This window comes from Dellaglioa sp. CoH-55-MRSF-8 (genome assembly GCF_056782195.1).
Genome location: NZ_JBXAYH010000006.1, coordinates 1 through 15,839 on the forward strand (window position 1 = coordinate 1; position 15,839 = coordinate 15,839).

Sequence of the window (15,839 nt, forward strand, 5' to 3'; positions counted from 1 at the left end):
TGTCAAGAATTTTTTGAATAAATATTCATTTCTTCTTGCCGTATCAATCAGCTTTATTAATATACCATCTGGTATATCTCATGTCAACACTTTATTTGCGATATTCATTATCGCCTCAATAGCACTTATTAAATATATCAGCTTTCTTTTTCTTGGTCAAGTCTATTTCTGTGAATATCTCTTAATTGTTGGCTTATCCAAAAATCCATTTTATCATCTATTGCTTTAAACCCTGTATCTATAGACCTATTTGTCCAATAATATTTATGTTTTATTTTAATACCTGTACTTTTAAGATTACTATTTTGTTTAGTAAAATTTCTAATTGAAAAACTCATTTTACTGTTATATTCATCAATATCAATAATCCTAACCGTAATTTTTTCATTTATTTTTAAATAATTCAATATGTTATCCACATAACCGTTATGGCATTCCGAAATATGGATTAAGCCTTGAACTCCATCCGCAATTGTTACAAAAGCACCATATGATTGAATACCTGTTATAGTTCCTACAATAATTTGTCCAATTCTATATTTCATTTATACTCCTCAATCTTTCGGTAAAAACGGCCAAAATAAAAAGGACTTTCATCCTCTTTATTTTGTTACTATCATATCTTCAATTACAATTGGTTCAACTGGTTTATCTTGCATAGCTGTTTTTGCACCCGCAATTTTATCAACAATGTCCATTCCACTAACAACTTGTCCAAATACTGTATGATGAAAATCTAACCAAGGAGTTCCACCTTTTTTATATTCTACGACTACCTCTTCAGGATAATTTGCATCCTTTAATTGTCCAATCATCTGTTCAGGAACATTCGAATTTTGGACAATAAAAAATTGACTACCATTTGTTGATGGTCCAGAATTAGCCATCGATAAAGCACCTCTTAAGTTAAAAAGTTCAGAAGAAAATTCATCTGCAAACGATTTACCCCAAATACTTTCACCACCCATTCCAGATCCTGTTGGATCACCAGATTGAACCATAAAATCAGAAATCACTCGATGAAAAATAACGTCTTTGTAGTATCCATTTTCTGAAAGTCCAATGAAATTTTCTACCGTCTTAGGTGCTTGTTCTGGAAATAATTGAATCGTTATATCACCGTAATTCGTAATCATTTTAACTTTTGGTCCAACTACATGTTCTAAGTCTAATTGTGGGTATGTCATAACTATGTTCCTCCTATTCAAACTTTATTGATTCCATTGTACCCAATTTCACTCTATTTTACTATTACTTTATATTTTTTATGCGTTATACTATTATAATGCTATTAAATGGAATGCTAGGAGACTGTTATGACAACAAATGAAATATTTGATATTACTATCATTGGTGCCGGACCCATCGGACTATTTACTTCAACTTATGCGCACATGCGCCAAGCTAAAACTCAAGTTATTGAAAGTCTTCCCGACATTGGTGGACAAGTTGGTACATTATATCCAACGAAAAAAATATATGATATAGCTGGATTCACTGGCATATCAGGTGAACATCTAATTAAGGAACTTTCAAGGCAAGCTCACCAATTTGACTTTGACGTTAAATTAAATGAGACCGTCTTAAATTTCGAAAAAGAGAATGATATTTTTAGGATTCAAACTTCTAAACGGGTTACATATAGTAGAACAATTATTATTACGGCTGGAATTGGTTCTTTTCAGCCACGTAAATTAAATATTGCTAATTCAGCAACATTCGAGAATGAATCATTATTTTACAATATTAGTGACCTTTCTAAATTTTCTCATAAACAAATTGCTATTGCTGGCGGTGGTGATTCTGCTATCGATTGGGCAAATGAGCTATCGAACATTACAAAACAAATTCATATGATTCACCGTCGAGATAACTTTAGAGCTCTAGAGTACAATGTCACAAAACTCAAAAAAACTGATACTATATTTGAAACTCCCTTTTCGATACAATCACTTTCTAAAAAGAATGGTCGCCTTGAAATTTTGCTAAAACATTCTAAAAATAATCTTAATAAAACGATAATTGTTGATAATTTACTTGTGAATTATGGCTACTTATCCGATAATAAAATTATTAATGCTTGGGGTATAAATATGGATAAGAAACTAATCTCGGTAAATTCTGAAATGGCAACTTCCATTCCCGGTGTTTTTGCCGCAGGAGATATTGTTTCATACCCTGGTAAAATAGCACTAATTGCTTCAGGATTTGGTGAAGCACCGACTGCCGTAACTAGTGCCCTAAATTTTATAAACCCAAATATTAATCGAACTATTCATAGTACGCAACTAATGAATCCACATTATTAAAAAAATAGAACTTAAGGGGTATTTAATATTATGTCTGTCATAAACTTTTTTATAGATTTTGTTTTACATATAGACACACACTTGATTAGTATTGTGAACAACTTTGGAAATTGGACCTATCTTATCTTATTTTTTATTATCTTCATAGAAACTGGAGCGGTTATTTTACCTTTCCTACCTGGTGATTCACTTTTATTTGCAGCTAGTGCTCTAGCAGCAAATTCAATTTATCATTTGAATATTTGGATATTTGTAATCCTCTTTCTTGCTGCAGCGTACATGGGAGACTCACTAAATTTCTTTATTGGAAAAAAAGTAGGGAACTCAATTTCAGATCATTCATTATTTAATAAAATGATTAGCAAAGATAGTCTCGATAAAACAGAACAATTTTTCAATAAACATGGTGGACCCGCAATTATTTTAGCAAGATTCATGCCTATTATTCGTACGCTTGCTCCCTTCATCGTTGGTGGTAGCGGATTTAAGTACTCTCGCTTCTTACGCTTTAGTCTAATTGGCGGATTTGCATGGGTCACCATTTGTTGTTCTGCTGGATTTTTCTTTGGAAACATTGCAATCGTACAGGAACATTTTTCTTTAGTCGTATTGGGAATCATACTAATTTCCTTAATTCCAGCTGTATTTAGTGGTATTAAGTCAAAATTAAGTAAATAACTAGCTATTAATATCCCACCCTTTCTATCTTAATCTAATAAAAAAACGAGACGCCATTTTCACTGGTGTCTCGTTTTTTTAATTACTACGTTTAATTTCTCTCTTACCAAAGTAAATACCAACTAAAAAGAACATCTCAATTAGACAAAAGACCATTAGAAAACAAATCATAAAAAAATTTTCTGGTAATGCCAAAATGATTGGATCTAGTTTAGGATTAAATATCCAATCATTATTTCTAAACACGAGCTCATGAAATAGTATAAAATAATGATCAAAATTAAAGAAAAGTAAAAATACACTAAGAAAAGGAACAGTAATAGCCATCTGAAAAGGTCTTACCAATTTCCATAATTCCTTTTGTTTTGTTAATTGACCAATAAATATTATTGCAATAAATCCTAAAATTAAAAAACAACCATAATTAAACTGCACCAATTGTTTAACATCATGATAATGTTGCATCCCATTATATGATGAAGGCAATATCATTTTTACTTTATTTACCCAAGGATAGTTAAAATAGTCTAATAAATTATTATAATCAGACATTAATTCTGATTGGTTTAACCCAACAATTTTATTCAAATGTGATTGCTTGATAAAAATTTTATAAACAAACGTACTATTAATTACCAATATAATAGAAAAAGAGACAATCGCTAGATATAAACTTAGCCACTGTCCCATTTTTTTAACGCGCTCTATCATTATCAAAGTCCCAATCATCAAGTGAATCCAATTGAATAGTTGGTTGAACTTTTTTAGATGCCACTAAGTTTTTTGTTGAAACGCCCGTATAGACTAACATTGTATCAACCCCAAAGTTAATTCCGGCTTTAATATCTGTCATGTAGTTATCTCCAACCATCACAACTTCACTTTTCTTCAAGCCAAGTCTTGATAGGGCTTTTTCCATGATGATAGTTTCAGGTTTACCAATATAAGTAGCTTCTTGTTGTGTTGTACATTCAACCATCCTTACCAGCGATCCAGCACCAGGAAGTAGTCCACGTTCATTCGGAATATTAGTATCAGCATTTGTTCCAATAAATTTAGCACCACGTTTGATTGCTAAAGTTGCCATTTCAAATTTATGATACGTAACATCGGAATCTAACCCAACAACAACATAATCAGGCGTCGTTTCCTCAATAATAAATTTTTTATCCATAATTGCTTTCTTTAATCCGTTTTCACCAATAATATAAACACTTCTTTTATCAGGGTTTAACGCATCTAGATAATCTGCAGTTGCAAGTGCCGCCGTATAGACTTCTTTCTCAGTTACATGTATATCAAAATTATTTGCTAAATTATTGACAACATCAGCTGGTATTTTAGTCGTATTATTAGTCACAAATAAAAATGCAATATTTCTTGCTTGTAGAGACTCGATAAATCGTTTTGCTGCCGCAATTTTTTCTTTTCCTCGATAGATTGTACCATCTAAATCAATCATATAACCTTTATATGCCATTATTATCACCTTGCCTATTTAATTATGCTTTATCTTTTTGCCTAATTACAAATTCGTGTTTCTTTGTTCGTTTTGTTGCCGTTTTTAAATTATTTTTTTGTGGTTTTACTGGTTTAGACTTGTTTAATGGTACTTTAGTTTTTTTATTTTTTATTTGATATTTTTTTTCAGTTGTGTGCGCCCTTACTACAGGTTTTCTTTTCTTACCAACTGGTTTAACTGTTTTTTTACGTTCTTTAGGATTAGAAATTGGTTCAGGTTTTTGAATTTCCAAATTGTGCAACACAAAATAAGAACATCCAAAATTACAATATTCATATAAATAATCTTCAAGAGTATCGATACATTGTGACCGATATGCCTTTTTATTCTCGGTTTTATAAAAACCTCTTAATCGAAGTTGATCATATCCCCAGTCTCCAACAATATAATCATATTTCGTTAAAATTTGGCTAAATCGTTCCGTTAATTTTTCAATTTCAAAACCATCTCTATAATTGGAAACAAGATCATATGGACGGTTATCGATTAGTACTCGGGTTTCACTCTGTCGAACAACATCACTAGCATAAGCTTTAATTTTTTCTGCTTTTATTGCAAGTTGCTGTTCTCTCTTTTCTTTCTGTGCTTGATTCAAATCTCAAACCTCCTTTTACAACTTTAGTCATACTTCATTATACAGAAAATTCTAGTTTTAAATAGTCCCCAACGTAATCTCTTAAAAATTTCTTGCCATTTATCGAAATTTCTCCGGTTATTTCTATGGTTGGAAAAAACGGTATATACATAAAATGATCAACTGTTGCAATAGTATAATATGCATCCAAGTCAATTTTTTCGTTATGATATATAAGGTCCCCATTTTCTTGTTCTACCAGTCCATCAATCACTACTTCACCAAATAATTGGCCTCTAAAACCCATCCCTTTAATTGGGAATTTCTTAAGAAATGAACTATTCTTTTTAATTTCTTGTACTAATCGCCATAGATTATAACCAGTTAATTTAGCAGTAATAACCCGCATTGGGTGTGGCAGTGTTTGATGCAGGTCATTTTTTGTTACAAATCCTTTTTGTAAATTTTTCAAAAATAATCCACCATTTAACATTGCAATATCCGTTTTTGTACCCGCTTCGATGGCTTTCAATGATGTCTGCATTAATGCTGAATTTTTAGTCCATGATGCTTCTAAATCTTCAGGCAATTTTGCAACAACTTCAGATGTTAAAATTTTTTCTCCGCGTAATCTATATTCTGCTATTTCGTCTTGGTCACTTATAACTTCTGCTAAACTTTCTGTTTCAATTACTTTAGCAACTTCTTTTCTAATTTTATGATTTTCAAGTTCAATCGCTACTTCGCCCACGTACATCCCCCACTTACCAGCTGCGGCCAATAATGATTCATTAACTTTTTCACCGGATTTCAATAAATGATGTGTGTGGCTTCCTAATACAATATCTATCTGAGGATACTTTGCAGCTACTTTTCTATCTACAGGTAAACCTAAATGTGATAACAAAATAATAACATCTACTTTACCTGCTATTTTTTTTAAAAGTGAAGGTAAAACGGTATCAATTTGATTAGATTCCCAACCATTCATCTCATACGTCATTGGAAATGGTGCTGTCAAGGCAATTATTCCAATTTTAGTTCCAGCTGCAGTTTCCATTATTTTATATTCTTTGGCCCATGCAGGACGATTATTAACTTCTCCATCTACCACGTTATCAAGGATAATGTCGAATTTTGCATTATCATATAAATGTTGTAATTGGCTTCGCGAATTACCAATACCTTCATTGTTACCAATTGTCGCTGCATCATATGCTACAGTATTCATTAATTCAATATTGGCTTTGCCATTTGTAGCTTCCGACAACGGGTGCACACGATCAATTGCATCTCCAATATCAAAAGTTAAAACAGTTTGATTTTGTTTTTCAAGCTTTATTTTTTCAGATTGTAAAAATCGCCTAATTTTAGGCCAATTTTCTAAATGTGAATGAATATCATTTGTATGTAAAATCGTTATTTTTTCCATTAGTTTATATCCACCTTATTTTGATTATTTACTGACTTTCTTTTCACTAACTATATTATTATGGTTGTCCTAAAGTTCTTTTCTAACCATCAAATTCCTAATAGGTGGGTTCAACATTATTAGTTATACTATATCCTATATTATACTGCTTACCGTGTCCAAGTGAATTTATATGACCCTTTACAAAAAATAGCATGCAGAAAATAGTATTGCTCGCGCTGAAATTAACTATTAAATTGTAATGTTTTTAGAAGCAAAATCAAACAATATTTTCAACAATTACTTTTAATTTGTGCCCTAAGTATACAAAAAAAGACCCTCACACGTGGTCTTTTCAGCAAAAATTTAATTTTCCATCTTCATTTGAACACTTTTAATAACATAGAGTACAATTAACCAACCAATTGAAGCAATCAGCGCAATTAATGTATCAGGTTTTAAGCATAGCACAATACCTACAAAAGTTAGAAATAATAGAATTAAATAATTTGTAACAGGAAAGAAAGGCATTTTAAATACTAGCATTGATTCTGTTTTTTCTAGTTTTATTTTTCGTCTATACTTCAAATGTGCAATTACAATTGCTCCCCAAATGAACAAGAAACAAGTCGTTGCAATACTTGAAATAAATGTAAATACCGATTCAGCCATAAACATATTCAGTACGACTGAAATTGCAATCACAAGAGTCGAAAATTGTAATGCAAATGCAGGTACTTGATTATGTGATAACTTACTAATTTTTTTAGAAAATTTATTTTTTTTATTATAATTAAGCGAGAACAACATTCTACCTGTACTAAATAAAGACCCATTACAAGCTGAGGCTGCAGCTGTAATTACAACAATATTAATAATGCTGGCTGCTGATTTTATCCCTATATTTTCAAATACTTGAACAAATGGACTTTGTGATTCCGAAATCATATTCCAAGGATAAATCGCCATAATTGCCAATAATGATCCTACATAAAACAAAATAATTCTTAAGGGTATTTCATTAATTGCTTCTGGGATAACCTTTGTTGGGTTTTCAGTTTCTGCAGCTGTTAATCCTACCATTTCAATACCGACAAAACTAAACAGTACCATTTGAAATGACAAAATAAATCCTTTAATTCCTTGGGGGAAAAATCCACCGTGACTTACTAAATTCGTCAAACTGGCATGCCCAGCTGAAGTTTTAAAGTTTACCACTACCATATACACGCCAATACATATCAACACAATAATGGCAATAATTTTAATGAGTGCAAACCAAAATTCTGTTTCACCGAATAATCCCACTGTAACTAAATTTATTCCTAAAAGAATAAGGAGCATAACCATACCAGGAATCCATTGCGGCAAGTTAGGAAACCAAAATTTCATATATAACCCGACTGCGGTAATTTCTGTCATTGCAATTGTTACCCAACAGACCCAATATGTCCATCCAGCAACAAATCCAACCTTTTCACCTAGATATTCATAAATAAAATCAATAAATGAATGTGCATTCACATTCGATAACAGTAATTCACCTAACGAACGCATTAAAAGAAAACATGCAATTCCGGTAATAATATATGCCAATAAAATAGATGGCCCAGCCAAATGAATAGATTGACCTGCTCCCAAGAATAAACCAGTCCCAATTGTTCCACCAATTGCAATTAATTGAACATGTCGACTTTTTAATCCTCTAACATGCTGATCTTCTGAACTTTTTTCTGCCATTAATATCAAACTCCCTCTATAGTAATTAAGTAGATTATACATGACACATGTTAATTTCTAAAGAAATTATTCTTTTTATAATTAAATAAAAAAAGCGACTCAAAATATGAGTCACTTTACTTATTATTAAAGTTGGCCTTTATCCACTTATCTAACGTTTTAACAAAGCTCTGAAATAGTTCTTCACCCTTTAGTGATGGGAAATCACCTAATAGTACTTCATCAACTTGTTTACTACCTTCGCCATGTTTCTGTAAAATCAAAATAGATTTACGTGAATTAGCTGAACTAAATAATTCCACAGGTAAATTGAGCATACCTTGAAGATATGCATTTGATTGAATGTAAACGAGTAATTTTTTTGCTTCCTCTGTTTCAAATAAACCAGTAGGAACAAGGTATATGCCAAAACCGCCATCATTTAAGTATTTGATTGATTGTTCTATTAATAAATGATGTACATATGAATGACCTTCAGTTGCATGTGTAGCAAAATGGGTAACTCTTTCATCTAGAGGGTAATAACCAATTGGTAAATCAGCAATAACAACATCAGATTTTTTTACAATTAGGTCATCAACCGCATCTTGGTGAAATAATTCTAAATTTAAGTGTTGTAATTGTCCACTTAACCCTGCAATTGATAACATTGTATCATCATTATCAATCCCGTATGCTTTTGAAATCTCAAACTTATCAGCAGCCATTTGATTCAAAATCGTCGTCAGTAAGTTCCCTGATCCCACTGTAATGTCCAATAAACTAAACGATTTTTTTGTACTTATTAATTTTTCTAATACAAATGCAACTAAAAATCCAATTGTATCTGGTGTTATTTGATGATTAGGTTGAATACTTTCTTGTCTTGTTGCCTTCAATAAAACTAACTGTACAACTTTACGTACATCTTCTGACGATAAGGCATTCAAATTCATTTTTTTATAAATCTGATTCAAAATTTTTACATCTTGCTCACTTGGTAATCCATCTTCTACGTGTACAGATTTATTATCTAACAAATTATTGCTAGTCTCAATAAATGCGTCCAAATAAGTGATTTCTAAACTTTTTTGTAAAATATCAATTGTTTCATTAATCTGATTAAAGTTCATTTCTATTTCTTCTAATGACATAAAATCACTCCTTGAATTTATTTGCTCGTTTCAGTTTAACGATTTTTAATTCTCAATTCAAGTTAAGTTTCTTTTTTATCATTTTTCTGAAAAAGAATATCGATTACCATTCTTCAAAATAACCTGATAGGCTCCTTTTTGATATTCAACAACACCATAATTATAAGTATATTTTTCTTTTAGATTTTTTGCTTTTTGATTTAAAATAGTCATGTTTTTCATAGTTTCTGCTTGATTATATTGGCATATTTTCTGATAACTAGTGAATTTTGCTTGGAAATATATCAGTTGTCCCAATAACAAACCAATTAATAACATTAAACAAAATATGGCTGATACAACTAAATGTCCGTTTAATAATTTGATTTTTCGCATCTTAATCCTTTTTTTCCATAGGTATTACCAATTTTAAAGTCTTATTTTGGTGTTCTTGTTTGATTTTTAAAAATAGAATTGGTTCATCGTATGCCACCGAAAATGATTTCACATGATATAAAATTGGTATATGACCTCCTGAAAATCCAATAAACTGTATCATTTCATTATGCTGACTAAGATAGTAGCGAGCTCCTGTCTTATTATTTTTTAATGAAATTGTATATTGACCAACATCTATTATCTTCAAATCTAAGTGATCTGACTCCAATAATCCGATACATTGCTGTAACGAAAAATCTCTATCTCCGCTAATTTCTTGGTGTTCATTTGTACATAAGTGCCAACATGTTGTCATTAGACTAAGAGAGATGATAAATATACCTAATGCAATAATAGTTTCTAACAAAGAAAAACTTTTCATTGCAATTTAATACTTGTTAAATCATTTTCAGACTTAATTCGAATTTCAGACATAGTAGCACATTGTAATTCGCCATCAACTATTTTTGATAATTTACTTGTCGGATGAATGACTAATAATTTACTGATTTCTTTCAGATTTCTTGTAGTTGTTGTTTTATGATTCCAATAATCTTCTTGTTTCTGTAATGTGTGATTGGTCTGTACATATAATCCAAAACCTGATGCGACAATAGTTAAAGTCATAATAGCGTCAGCTAACACAATTCCTGACATTTTACGCACGTTATTCGACATCCTTTCTAATAAATTGACCCCACCCAATTTGAAATACTATTTTTTGATTTCTATTTGGTAATGTGGATTTAAAATTAACTGTTTTACCAGTGATTTGCCCACTTTTATTTATTTTTATCGTTACTCTATTTTTAACTGTCACAGTCTTCGGATAGTCTAATTTAATTTTACTATTGCCATTAATAATGGTCATTTTATCATCATTAAAATTAATACTATTAGGCATCCGATTCATCGGTGCCTCTACCACTGCACTTTGCCAAAGTTGTTCAAAATTTTGCCAAAATTGTTTTTCTTTAGATATCGCAAGTACTTGATCCATTGGCCCCATTAGCAATAGACCACAAATACTAGTAATTGCCAACGAAATAAGCATTTCAAATAAACTAAATGCTTTAAATTTAGTTTTCTGTTTTAACAACATTATTCGAGATAATAATATGATTATCTTTTGCTTCCTTTTCTTGCTTTTCAGTTAAATATTTTTCCGAAACTAAATCAGCAAAATTTATCGATTTATTATGCGTTTCATTTTCATACAAATCAACCTGCGTTTGGACGACGCTAACTAACGCTTCATCATTAACCCGTTTAGCACCTGCTCTTTGATGTCCAATGTTAGGTAATATAATCAACATTAGAAGTGAGATAATAAATAAGACACATAGCATTTCAACAAGCGTAAATGCTTTTAATTTTTTTCTATTTTTTTTCATTGAATTTCCTCCATAGTTTGATACATAGGTAATAATATTGTTAAATACAACCCAACAATACAGGCCGCTACAATTATGAATGCAACTGGCTGTACATAAATCATGATTCTTTCGACAGATGACTCAAATTTACGATAAGTTAATTCCGAATACATTAATAATTCTTGGCTCATCACATCTAACGTATTACCTTTTGCGAGAAATGTCGTTATCTCATTAGGAAATAAAGGACTTTTATCGATCATTTGTTTTGTACTCCCACCATTTTCAAAATGATTCGTTAACTGTTTACCTAACTGATATAGTAAAGATTTTTGATCAAATTGATTTAAATAATCACATATTTTATTCAAATTTAAACCACTTGCTAAAAGCAGACCCAAATTAAATGTTAAATAATAATGACAATAATCCCGATAAATTTTACCTACTATGGGGACCTGACAATACCAAACATGCCTGTTCATCGTACTTTGTTTTGAAACACGAATGATAATTTTTATGATATATCCGATAAATAGACTAATTACGACAGAGATAATACTCTTCATTAAAATCATTTTAAAGTTAGAATTTGATGACGCACCTAACTGACTATAATTTATTTCAGGCAAAATAAATTGTTGGATTCCGATATATAAGACAACCAGTAATCCCATCAGAATCATTGGGTATTGCATGAGTTGCTTTAACTGTTTCTTTTGTTTTACTCTAACCGTCATCAATTTTCCGAGTTGTTTAATACTTTTATTTAATCCGCCATATTTTTCAGAAATCGTAATTTGATAATACGAACTTTTTGAAATATACGGCTTGATACCTGTTGAGAAGGGTTCACCACTTCTTAACTTGGATTCAATTTTTTGAATATCTATTTTCCCAACTGGAAATAATTTAGTCGCCGTTGTTAAAGATTGCCTGAGCGAAAATCCCGAATCTAATAAGTCTGCCAAGACTTCGAAAAATTCACTTTGTTTTTGAATTGACCATTTTCTTCTATTTAAAATTATTTGCTGTTTCAATTGTAATAATATTTTTCTTAATACATTGATCAAGGTTATCATGCCACCTTTCTAAAGCTATTTTTTGATTAAATGTTCCTTCAAGAACAGACTCTAACTTTTGACCTGTTAATATATCAAATAGTACACCGCTTCCACCTTTCGTTGTTTCAATTAATCGCTGATAACTTACTGCCTGTAGCGTTCTATTGAGATCATCTCGACTAACGCCAAGATTTTCAAGTCGTTTAATTGTTCCTACTGCATTTCTTGCATGTACGGTACTTAAAATTAAATGACCACTCATTGCAGCTTTAATTGCAGCATTGGCAGTGACTTCATCCCTGATTTCACCGATAATAAAAATATCAGGATGGTGCCTCAATCCAACTTTTAATAATTCCGCATATGTCATGTTTGCTTTATCATTAACCTGTAATTGAATAAAATTAGGATTTTGAATTTCAACTGGATCCTCAATAGTTAATATTGTTCTTTGATTCTGAATCATTTCAGCCAGTTGGTACATTGTCGTTGTCTTACCTGAACCCATTGGACCTGAGAATAAAATTAGCCCACTGGACCCACATGCATTTATCAACTGCTGAAATTGATTTGGTAAAAGTTGAAGTAACGGTACATCGGTATTCGAATAAATAAATCGTATAACAATCGATTCTCTACCTAAAAAATCGCCAACACTCGAAATTCGGCAATTTACCTTTTTATGTTCTATCTGCCATTGAAAAGTCCCAAACTGCGGCCGCCTAGTTTCGCTCAGAATCATATTTGCCTTAAATTTAAGAAAATTATTCATTTGTATCATCTTTTTTTCTGAATATACATTAAGGCTATGATAGTTATTCAACGTTCGATACTTAACTAAGCATCCCTTGGCACTTGGAATTATATACATATCACTTGCTCTGTTTTTAACACATATTTTAATCATTTCTTGTATTTCTGTTTCAATCATCTCAATATCCCTCCTTTCCATATATTTAAGTACGCAAAAAAAGCCAAAACATTTAATTTTGGCTTTTCATATTTTTATATTTAATTAATTTCTAACTTTTTAAGATGACTTATCTCTTTATTATAGAGAGTATCTTAATCTTCGTCTGCAATATCACCAGCATGGAACACTTCTGAAACATCATCATTTTCTTCCAATGCATCAATCATATGATGGAATTGTTCAATTTTATCTTCCGGTACTGGTACTAGATTTTGAGGAATCATTACTAATTCAAATGTATCTAATTTGTATCCCTTTGCTTCTAATGAAGCACGTACATCTGGTAAATCTTTTGAATCTGTATAGATTTCAAATAATTCTTCTGATGTTTTCAAATCCTCAGCACCAGCATCAATAACATCTTCAAACATAGCATCTTCATCAGTATCTAATTCTTCACGAGAAATAACGATGTAACCTTTACGATCAAACATGTAATTAACTGAACCTGTTTCTCCTAAATTTCCACCATTACGTGTAAATGCAATACGAACTTCTGAAGCAGTCCGATTACGATTATCCGTCAAGGTATGAACTAAGATGGCAACGCCACCAGGTGCATAGCCTTCATATGTAATTTCTTCATAATCTGCACCTTCTGAACCAGACGCTTTATCAATAGCACGTTTAATATTATCTTTTGGCATATTTGCAGCTTTAGCTTTATCAAGCATCAAACGTAATGAGGGGTTCGAATCGGGATCAGGACCACCACTTTTTGCAGCCATGTAAATTTCTCTCGATAATTTTTGGAAAATTTTACCACGTTTAGCATCTTGTGCATTTTTACGACCTTGGATGTTATTCCATTTTGAATGTCCTGACATAATTCCCTACCTCTTTCCGAAATGTTTCTGAATTTTTACTTTTAACCGTTTATTATGATATCAAAATAATAGCTTAATATCAACCTTCTTCACGAGAATAGGACTGAACTAGTTTTCTTTAGCTTTTTTGTGCCGATAGTACATTAAAATTAATATCGTCAAAATTACACCTGTTGTTGCACCAATTGTATCAAGTAAAACATCTTGGATTAAGGGCGTTCTGCCACCTGTAAAACTTTGGTGAATTTCATCAAGTCCTGCATATAGCGCTGCACAAGCAACTGCAATAAGCCCACTGTAACGCCAATACTTAATTTTATTTTTCACTCCCAAGAATATGAAGCTAGCCATAAAGAAATATGTCATAAAATGAGCAGTTTTACGGATGAAAAACTCAACTAATTTAAAATAACCAACATGGTTAAAACTTTCATCTGCTCCAGCATAACTAAATGAAATATGTGACAACATACTTTCAAATGGTTTACCAGCTAAATACTTTTCTAAAAAAGGAATAGATGTCTGCTGCTTGTACGTTTCCGAAGAACTAATAAACAGAATTACAATAATTAATAAGGCTAAAACAAAGTAAATATTATTTTTATTTTTCATAAAATTTCCCATCCAAGTATAATAAAAACTTGATTTTCCAAATATAATTTAGAAAACCAAGTTTTTTATTATATTATTTTGTTGAAGAACGCTTAATTAAGCCATATGGTAATTGGATTGTTTTTTCACTAACTTCTTCTTTATCCATTAATTTTGTTAATAATCTCATAGATACAGCCCCTAAATCGTATAAAGGTTGTGTTATTGAAGATAATTTGGGTCTAACAATCTCAGTCAATTTTGAATCATTACTTGTAATAATTTCAAAATCTTCGGGTACACTCAAACCAGCATCTCGAGCACCATTCAAAACACCAACAGCTAATTCATCATCACCAACAAAAGCAGCAGTTGCATGACTTGAAGAAATTGCTGGCCATAAGGTTTCGCCAGCTCGATATGAATAATCTGTTTCAAAAATTAAGTCTTGATCAAATTTTATTCCGGCTTTTTCAAGAGCTAATTTATAGCCTTTTAGTCGGTATTCGCCATTAATGGGTTCATCCATTGAACCTGAAACAAATGCAATACGTTTATTGCCATTATTAATTAGATCCGTTACTGATTCCATTACAGCTGCAATATAATCAATATTAACACTACCTAATTCTCCAGTAGGATCAACTGAACCTGAAAGGACAACTGGTGTACGACTTCTCTTAAGTTCAGCACGTAATTCATCAGTAATTTGATTTCCCATAAAAATAATACCATCAACTTGTTTAGCTAATAATGTATTTAATACTTGCACTTCTTTTTGACCATTTTGATCAGAGTTAGCTAAAATAATATTATATTTATACATTGTTGCAACATCATCAATTCCACGAGCTAATGATGAAAAGTAAATATTAGTTACATCGGGAATAATAACCCCAACTGTTGTCGTTTTCTTACTTGCCAATCCTCTAGCAACAGCATTAGGTCTGTAATCAAGTCGATCAATAACTTCCAAAACTTTTTTTCTTGTTGCAGGTTTAACGTTAGGGTTACCGTTAACCACACGTGAAACAGTTGCCATTGAAACAGCTGCTTCTCTTGCTACGTCATAAATTGTAATTGTTTGTTTATCCATTAGTATTATTTCCTCTCATTACTTAAATATCAAGTTTTCATTCCGTTTTCAAGCACTAGAATAATTTAGCAAATTTTTAAGACAATTGCAAGCGTTTTTACCTTATTTTCATGAAAATAATTTTTATA

20 protein-coding genes are annotated in these 15,839 nt (G+C 31.3%); 2 read left to right on the forward strand and 18 right to left on the reverse strand.

Annotation, left to right across the window (positions count from 1 at the left end; genetic code table 11):
- Positions 1-137: 137 nt before the first annotated feature.
- Together AC1RPW_RS06370 and AC1RPW_RS06375 are read right to left on the reverse strand one after the other, a co-directional pair.
- Complete coding sequence (locus AC1RPW_RS06370; protein ID WP_481761807.1) at positions 138-545, reverse strand: CvfD/Ygs/GSP13 family RNA-binding post-transcriptional regulator; 408 nt, start codon at positions 543-545, stop codon at positions 138-140.
- Positions 546-602: 57 nt separating this feature from the next.
- The gene (locus AC1RPW_RS06375) at positions 603-1,187 is read right to left on the reverse strand and encodes a peptidylprolyl isomerase (protein ID WP_481761808.1); all 585 of its coding nucleotides are present in this window, start codon (positions 1,185-1,187) and stop codon (positions 603-605) included.
- 129 nt (positions 1,188-1,316) lie between these two features.
- Here AC1RPW_RS06375 and AC1RPW_RS06380 point away from each other — a divergent pair, with 129 nt between their 5' ends.
- Together AC1RPW_RS06380 and AC1RPW_RS06385 are read left to right on the forward strand one after the other, a co-directional pair.
- Positions 1,317-2,309 carry an NAD(P)/FAD-dependent oxidoreductase gene (locus tag AC1RPW_RS06380; RefSeq protein ID WP_481761809.1) on the forward strand — a complete coding sequence of 331 codons (993 nt, stop codon included), beginning with the start codon at positions 1,317-1,319 and terminating at the stop codon, positions 2,307-2,309.
- A gap of 39 nt (positions 2,310-2,348) precedes the next feature.
- Complete coding sequence (locus AC1RPW_RS06385) at positions 2,349-2,987, forward strand: VTT domain-containing protein (protein ID WP_481761861.1); 639 nt, start codon at positions 2,349-2,351, stop codon at positions 2,985-2,987.
- Positions 2,988-3,065: 78 nt separating this feature from the next.
- Here the strand turns inward: AC1RPW_RS06385 and AC1RPW_RS06390 are convergent, their stop codons facing one another.
- The 16 genes from AC1RPW_RS06390 to ccpA all read right to left on the reverse strand — a co-directional run bounded on the left by AC1RPW_RS06390 (position 3,066) and on the right by ccpA (position 15,711).
- Positions 3,066-3,698, reverse strand: a complete 633-nt coding sequence (locus tag AC1RPW_RS06390) for a TIGR01906 family membrane protein (RefSeq protein WP_481762413.1) — start codon at positions 3,696-3,698, stop codon at positions 3,066-3,068.
- Complete coding sequence (locus tag AC1RPW_RS06395) at positions 3,682-4,467, reverse strand: TIGR01457 family HAD-type hydrolase (RefSeq protein ID WP_481761811.1); 786 nt, start codon at positions 4,465-4,467, stop codon at positions 3,682-3,684. Before AC1RPW_RS06395 ends, AC1RPW_RS06390 begins: the two co-directional genes overlap by 17 nt.
- Before the next feature lie 22 nt (positions 4,468-4,489).
- On the reverse strand, positions 4,490-5,104 hold the full coding sequence (locus tag AC1RPW_RS06400) for a YutD family protein (RefSeq protein WP_481761812.1): 615 nt from the start codon (positions 5,102-5,104) through the stop codon (positions 4,490-4,492).
- 37 nt (positions 5,105-5,141) lie between these two features.
- Positions 5,142-6,515 (reverse strand): bifunctional metallophosphatase/5'-nucleotidase, encoded by a 1,374-nt coding sequence (locus tag AC1RPW_RS06405; protein WP_481761813.1) that lies wholly within the window; start codon positions 6,513-6,515, stop codon positions 5,142-5,144.
- A gap of 345 nt (positions 6,516-6,860) precedes the next feature.
- The gene (locus AC1RPW_RS06410) at positions 6,861-8,234 is read right to left on the reverse strand and encodes an amino acid permease (protein WP_481761814.1); all 1,374 of its coding nucleotides are present in this window, start codon (positions 8,232-8,234) and stop codon (positions 6,861-6,863) included.
- A gap of 116 nt (positions 8,235-8,350) precedes the next feature.
- Complete coding sequence (locus AC1RPW_RS06415; RefSeq protein WP_481761815.1) at positions 8,351-9,367, reverse strand: class I SAM-dependent methyltransferase; 1,017 nt, start codon at positions 9,365-9,367, stop codon at positions 8,351-8,353.
- A gap of 78 nt (positions 9,368-9,445) precedes the next feature.
- Positions 9,446-9,742, reverse strand: coding sequence for a hypothetical protein (locus AC1RPW_RS06420; protein ID WP_481761816.1), 297 nt, complete (start codon positions 9,740-9,742; stop codon positions 9,446-9,448).
- A 1-nt stretch (position 9,743) separates the two neighbouring features.
- Positions 9,744-10,166, reverse strand: coding sequence for a competence type IV pilus minor pilin ComGF (locus AC1RPW_RS06425; RefSeq protein ID WP_481761817.1), 423 nt, complete (start codon positions 10,164-10,166; stop codon positions 9,744-9,746).
- Positions 10,163-10,441 carry a hypothetical protein gene (locus tag AC1RPW_RS06430; RefSeq protein WP_481761818.1) on the reverse strand — a complete coding sequence of 93 codons (279 nt, stop codon included), beginning with the start codon at positions 10,439-10,441 and terminating at the stop codon, positions 10,163-10,165. The genes AC1RPW_RS06425 and AC1RPW_RS06430 overlap by 4 nt, the downstream gene beginning before the upstream one ends.
- Before the next feature lie 10 nt (positions 10,442-10,451).
- The gene (locus AC1RPW_RS06435) at positions 10,452-10,886 is read right to left on the reverse strand and encodes a prepilin-type N-terminal cleavage/methylation domain-containing protein (RefSeq protein ID WP_409022757.1); all 435 of its coding nucleotides are present in this window, start codon (positions 10,884-10,886) and stop codon (positions 10,452-10,454) included.
- The gene (gene comGC / locus AC1RPW_RS06440; RefSeq protein ID WP_409022758.1) at positions 10,864-11,178 is read right to left on the reverse strand and encodes a competence type IV pilus major pilin ComGC; all 315 of its coding nucleotides are present in this window, start codon (positions 11,176-11,178) and stop codon (positions 10,864-10,866) included. Before comGC ends, AC1RPW_RS06435 begins: the two co-directional genes overlap by 23 nt.
- Complete coding sequence (gene comGB, locus AC1RPW_RS06445; RefSeq protein WP_481761819.1) at positions 11,175-12,233, reverse strand: competence type IV pilus assembly protein ComGB; 1,059 nt, start codon at positions 12,231-12,233, stop codon at positions 11,175-11,177. The genes comGC and comGB overlap by 4 nt, the downstream gene beginning before the upstream one ends.
- On the reverse strand, positions 12,175-13,155 hold the full coding sequence (gene comGA, locus AC1RPW_RS06450) for a competence type IV pilus ATPase ComGA (protein WP_481761820.1): 981 nt from the start codon (positions 13,153-13,155) through the stop codon (positions 12,175-12,177). Before comGA ends, comGB begins: the two co-directional genes overlap by 59 nt.
- Before the next feature lie 134 nt (positions 13,156-13,289).
- Entirely contained in the window at positions 13,290-14,024 is a 735-nt protein-coding gene (locus AC1RPW_RS06455; protein WP_481761821.1) for a YebC/PmpR family DNA-binding transcriptional regulator, read from the reverse strand.
- 108 nt (positions 14,025-14,132) lie between these two features.
- A complete protein-coding gene (locus AC1RPW_RS06460; RefSeq protein WP_481761822.1) occupies positions 14,133-14,636 on the reverse strand; it encodes a VanZ family protein in 504 nt (167 codons plus the stop codon).
- Between the two features lie 73 nt (positions 14,637-14,709).
- Positions 14,710-15,711 carry a catabolite control protein A gene (gene ccpA / locus AC1RPW_RS06465; RefSeq protein ID WP_409022763.1) on the reverse strand — a complete coding sequence of 334 codons (1,002 nt, stop codon included), beginning with the start codon at positions 15,709-15,711 and terminating at the stop codon, positions 14,710-14,712.
- Positions 15,712-15,839 lie beyond the last annotated feature (128 nt).

Coding starts and splice junctions, on each gene's coding strand:
- AC1RPW_RS06370 (WP_481761807.1), bottom strand. CDS start 545: ATGAAATATAGAATTGGACAAATTATTGTAGGAACTATAACAGGTATT.
- AC1RPW_RS06375 (WP_481761808.1), bottom strand. CDS start 1,187: ATGACATACCCACAATTAGACTTAGAACATGTAGTTGGACCAAAAGTT.
- AC1RPW_RS06380 (WP_481761809.1), top strand. CDS start 1,317: ATGACAACAAATGAAATATTTGATATTACTATCATTGGTGCCGGACCC.
- AC1RPW_RS06390 (WP_481762413.1), bottom strand. CDS start 3,698: ATGATAGAGCGCGTTAAAAAAATGGGACAGTGGCTAAGTTTATATCTA.
- AC1RPW_RS06395 (WP_481761811.1), bottom strand. CDS start 4,467: ATGGCATATAAAGGTTATATGATTGATTTAGATGGTACAATCTATCGA.
- AC1RPW_RS06405 (WP_481761813.1), bottom strand. CDS start 6,515: ATGGAAAAAATAACGATTTTACATACAAATGATATTCATTCACATTTA.
- AC1RPW_RS06410 (WP_481761814.1), bottom strand. CDS start 8,234: ATGGCAGAAAAAAGTTCAGAAGATCAGCATGTTAGAGGATTAAAAAGT.
- AC1RPW_RS06415 (WP_481761815.1), bottom strand. CDS start 9,367: ATGTCATTAGAAGAAATAGAAATGAACTTTAATCAGATTAATGAAACA.
- AC1RPW_RS06420 (WP_481761816.1), bottom strand. CDS start 9,742: ATGCGAAAAATCAAATTATTAAACGGACATTTAGTTGTATCAGCCATA.
- AC1RPW_RS06425 (WP_481761817.1), bottom strand. CDS start 10,166: ATGAAAAGTTTTTCTTTGTTAGAAACTATTATTGCATTAGGTATATTT.
- AC1RPW_RS06430 (WP_481761818.1), bottom strand. CDS start 10,441: ATGTCAGGAATTGTGTTAGCTGACGCTATTATGACTTTAACTATTGTC.
- AC1RPW_RS06435 (WP_409022757.1), bottom strand. CDS start 10,886: ATGTTGTTAAAACAGAAAACTAAATTTAAAGCATTTAGTTTATTTGAA.
- comGC (WP_409022758.1), bottom strand. CDS start 11,178: ATGAAAAAAAATAGAAAAAAATTAAAAGCATTTACGCTTGTTGAAATG.
- comGA (WP_481761820.1), bottom strand. CDS start 13,155: ATGATTGAAACAGAAATACAAGAAATGATTAAAATATGTGTTAAAAAC.
- AC1RPW_RS06455 (WP_481761821.1), bottom strand. CDS start 14,024: ATGTCAGGACATTCAAAATGGAATAACATCCAAGGTCGTAAAAATGCA.
- AC1RPW_RS06460 (WP_481761822.1), bottom strand. CDS start 14,636: ATGAAAAATAAAAATAATATTTACTTTGTTTTAGCCTTATTAATTATT.
- ccpA (WP_409022763.1), bottom strand. CDS start 15,711: ATGGATAAACAAACAATTACAATTTATGACGTAGCAAGAGAAGCAGCT.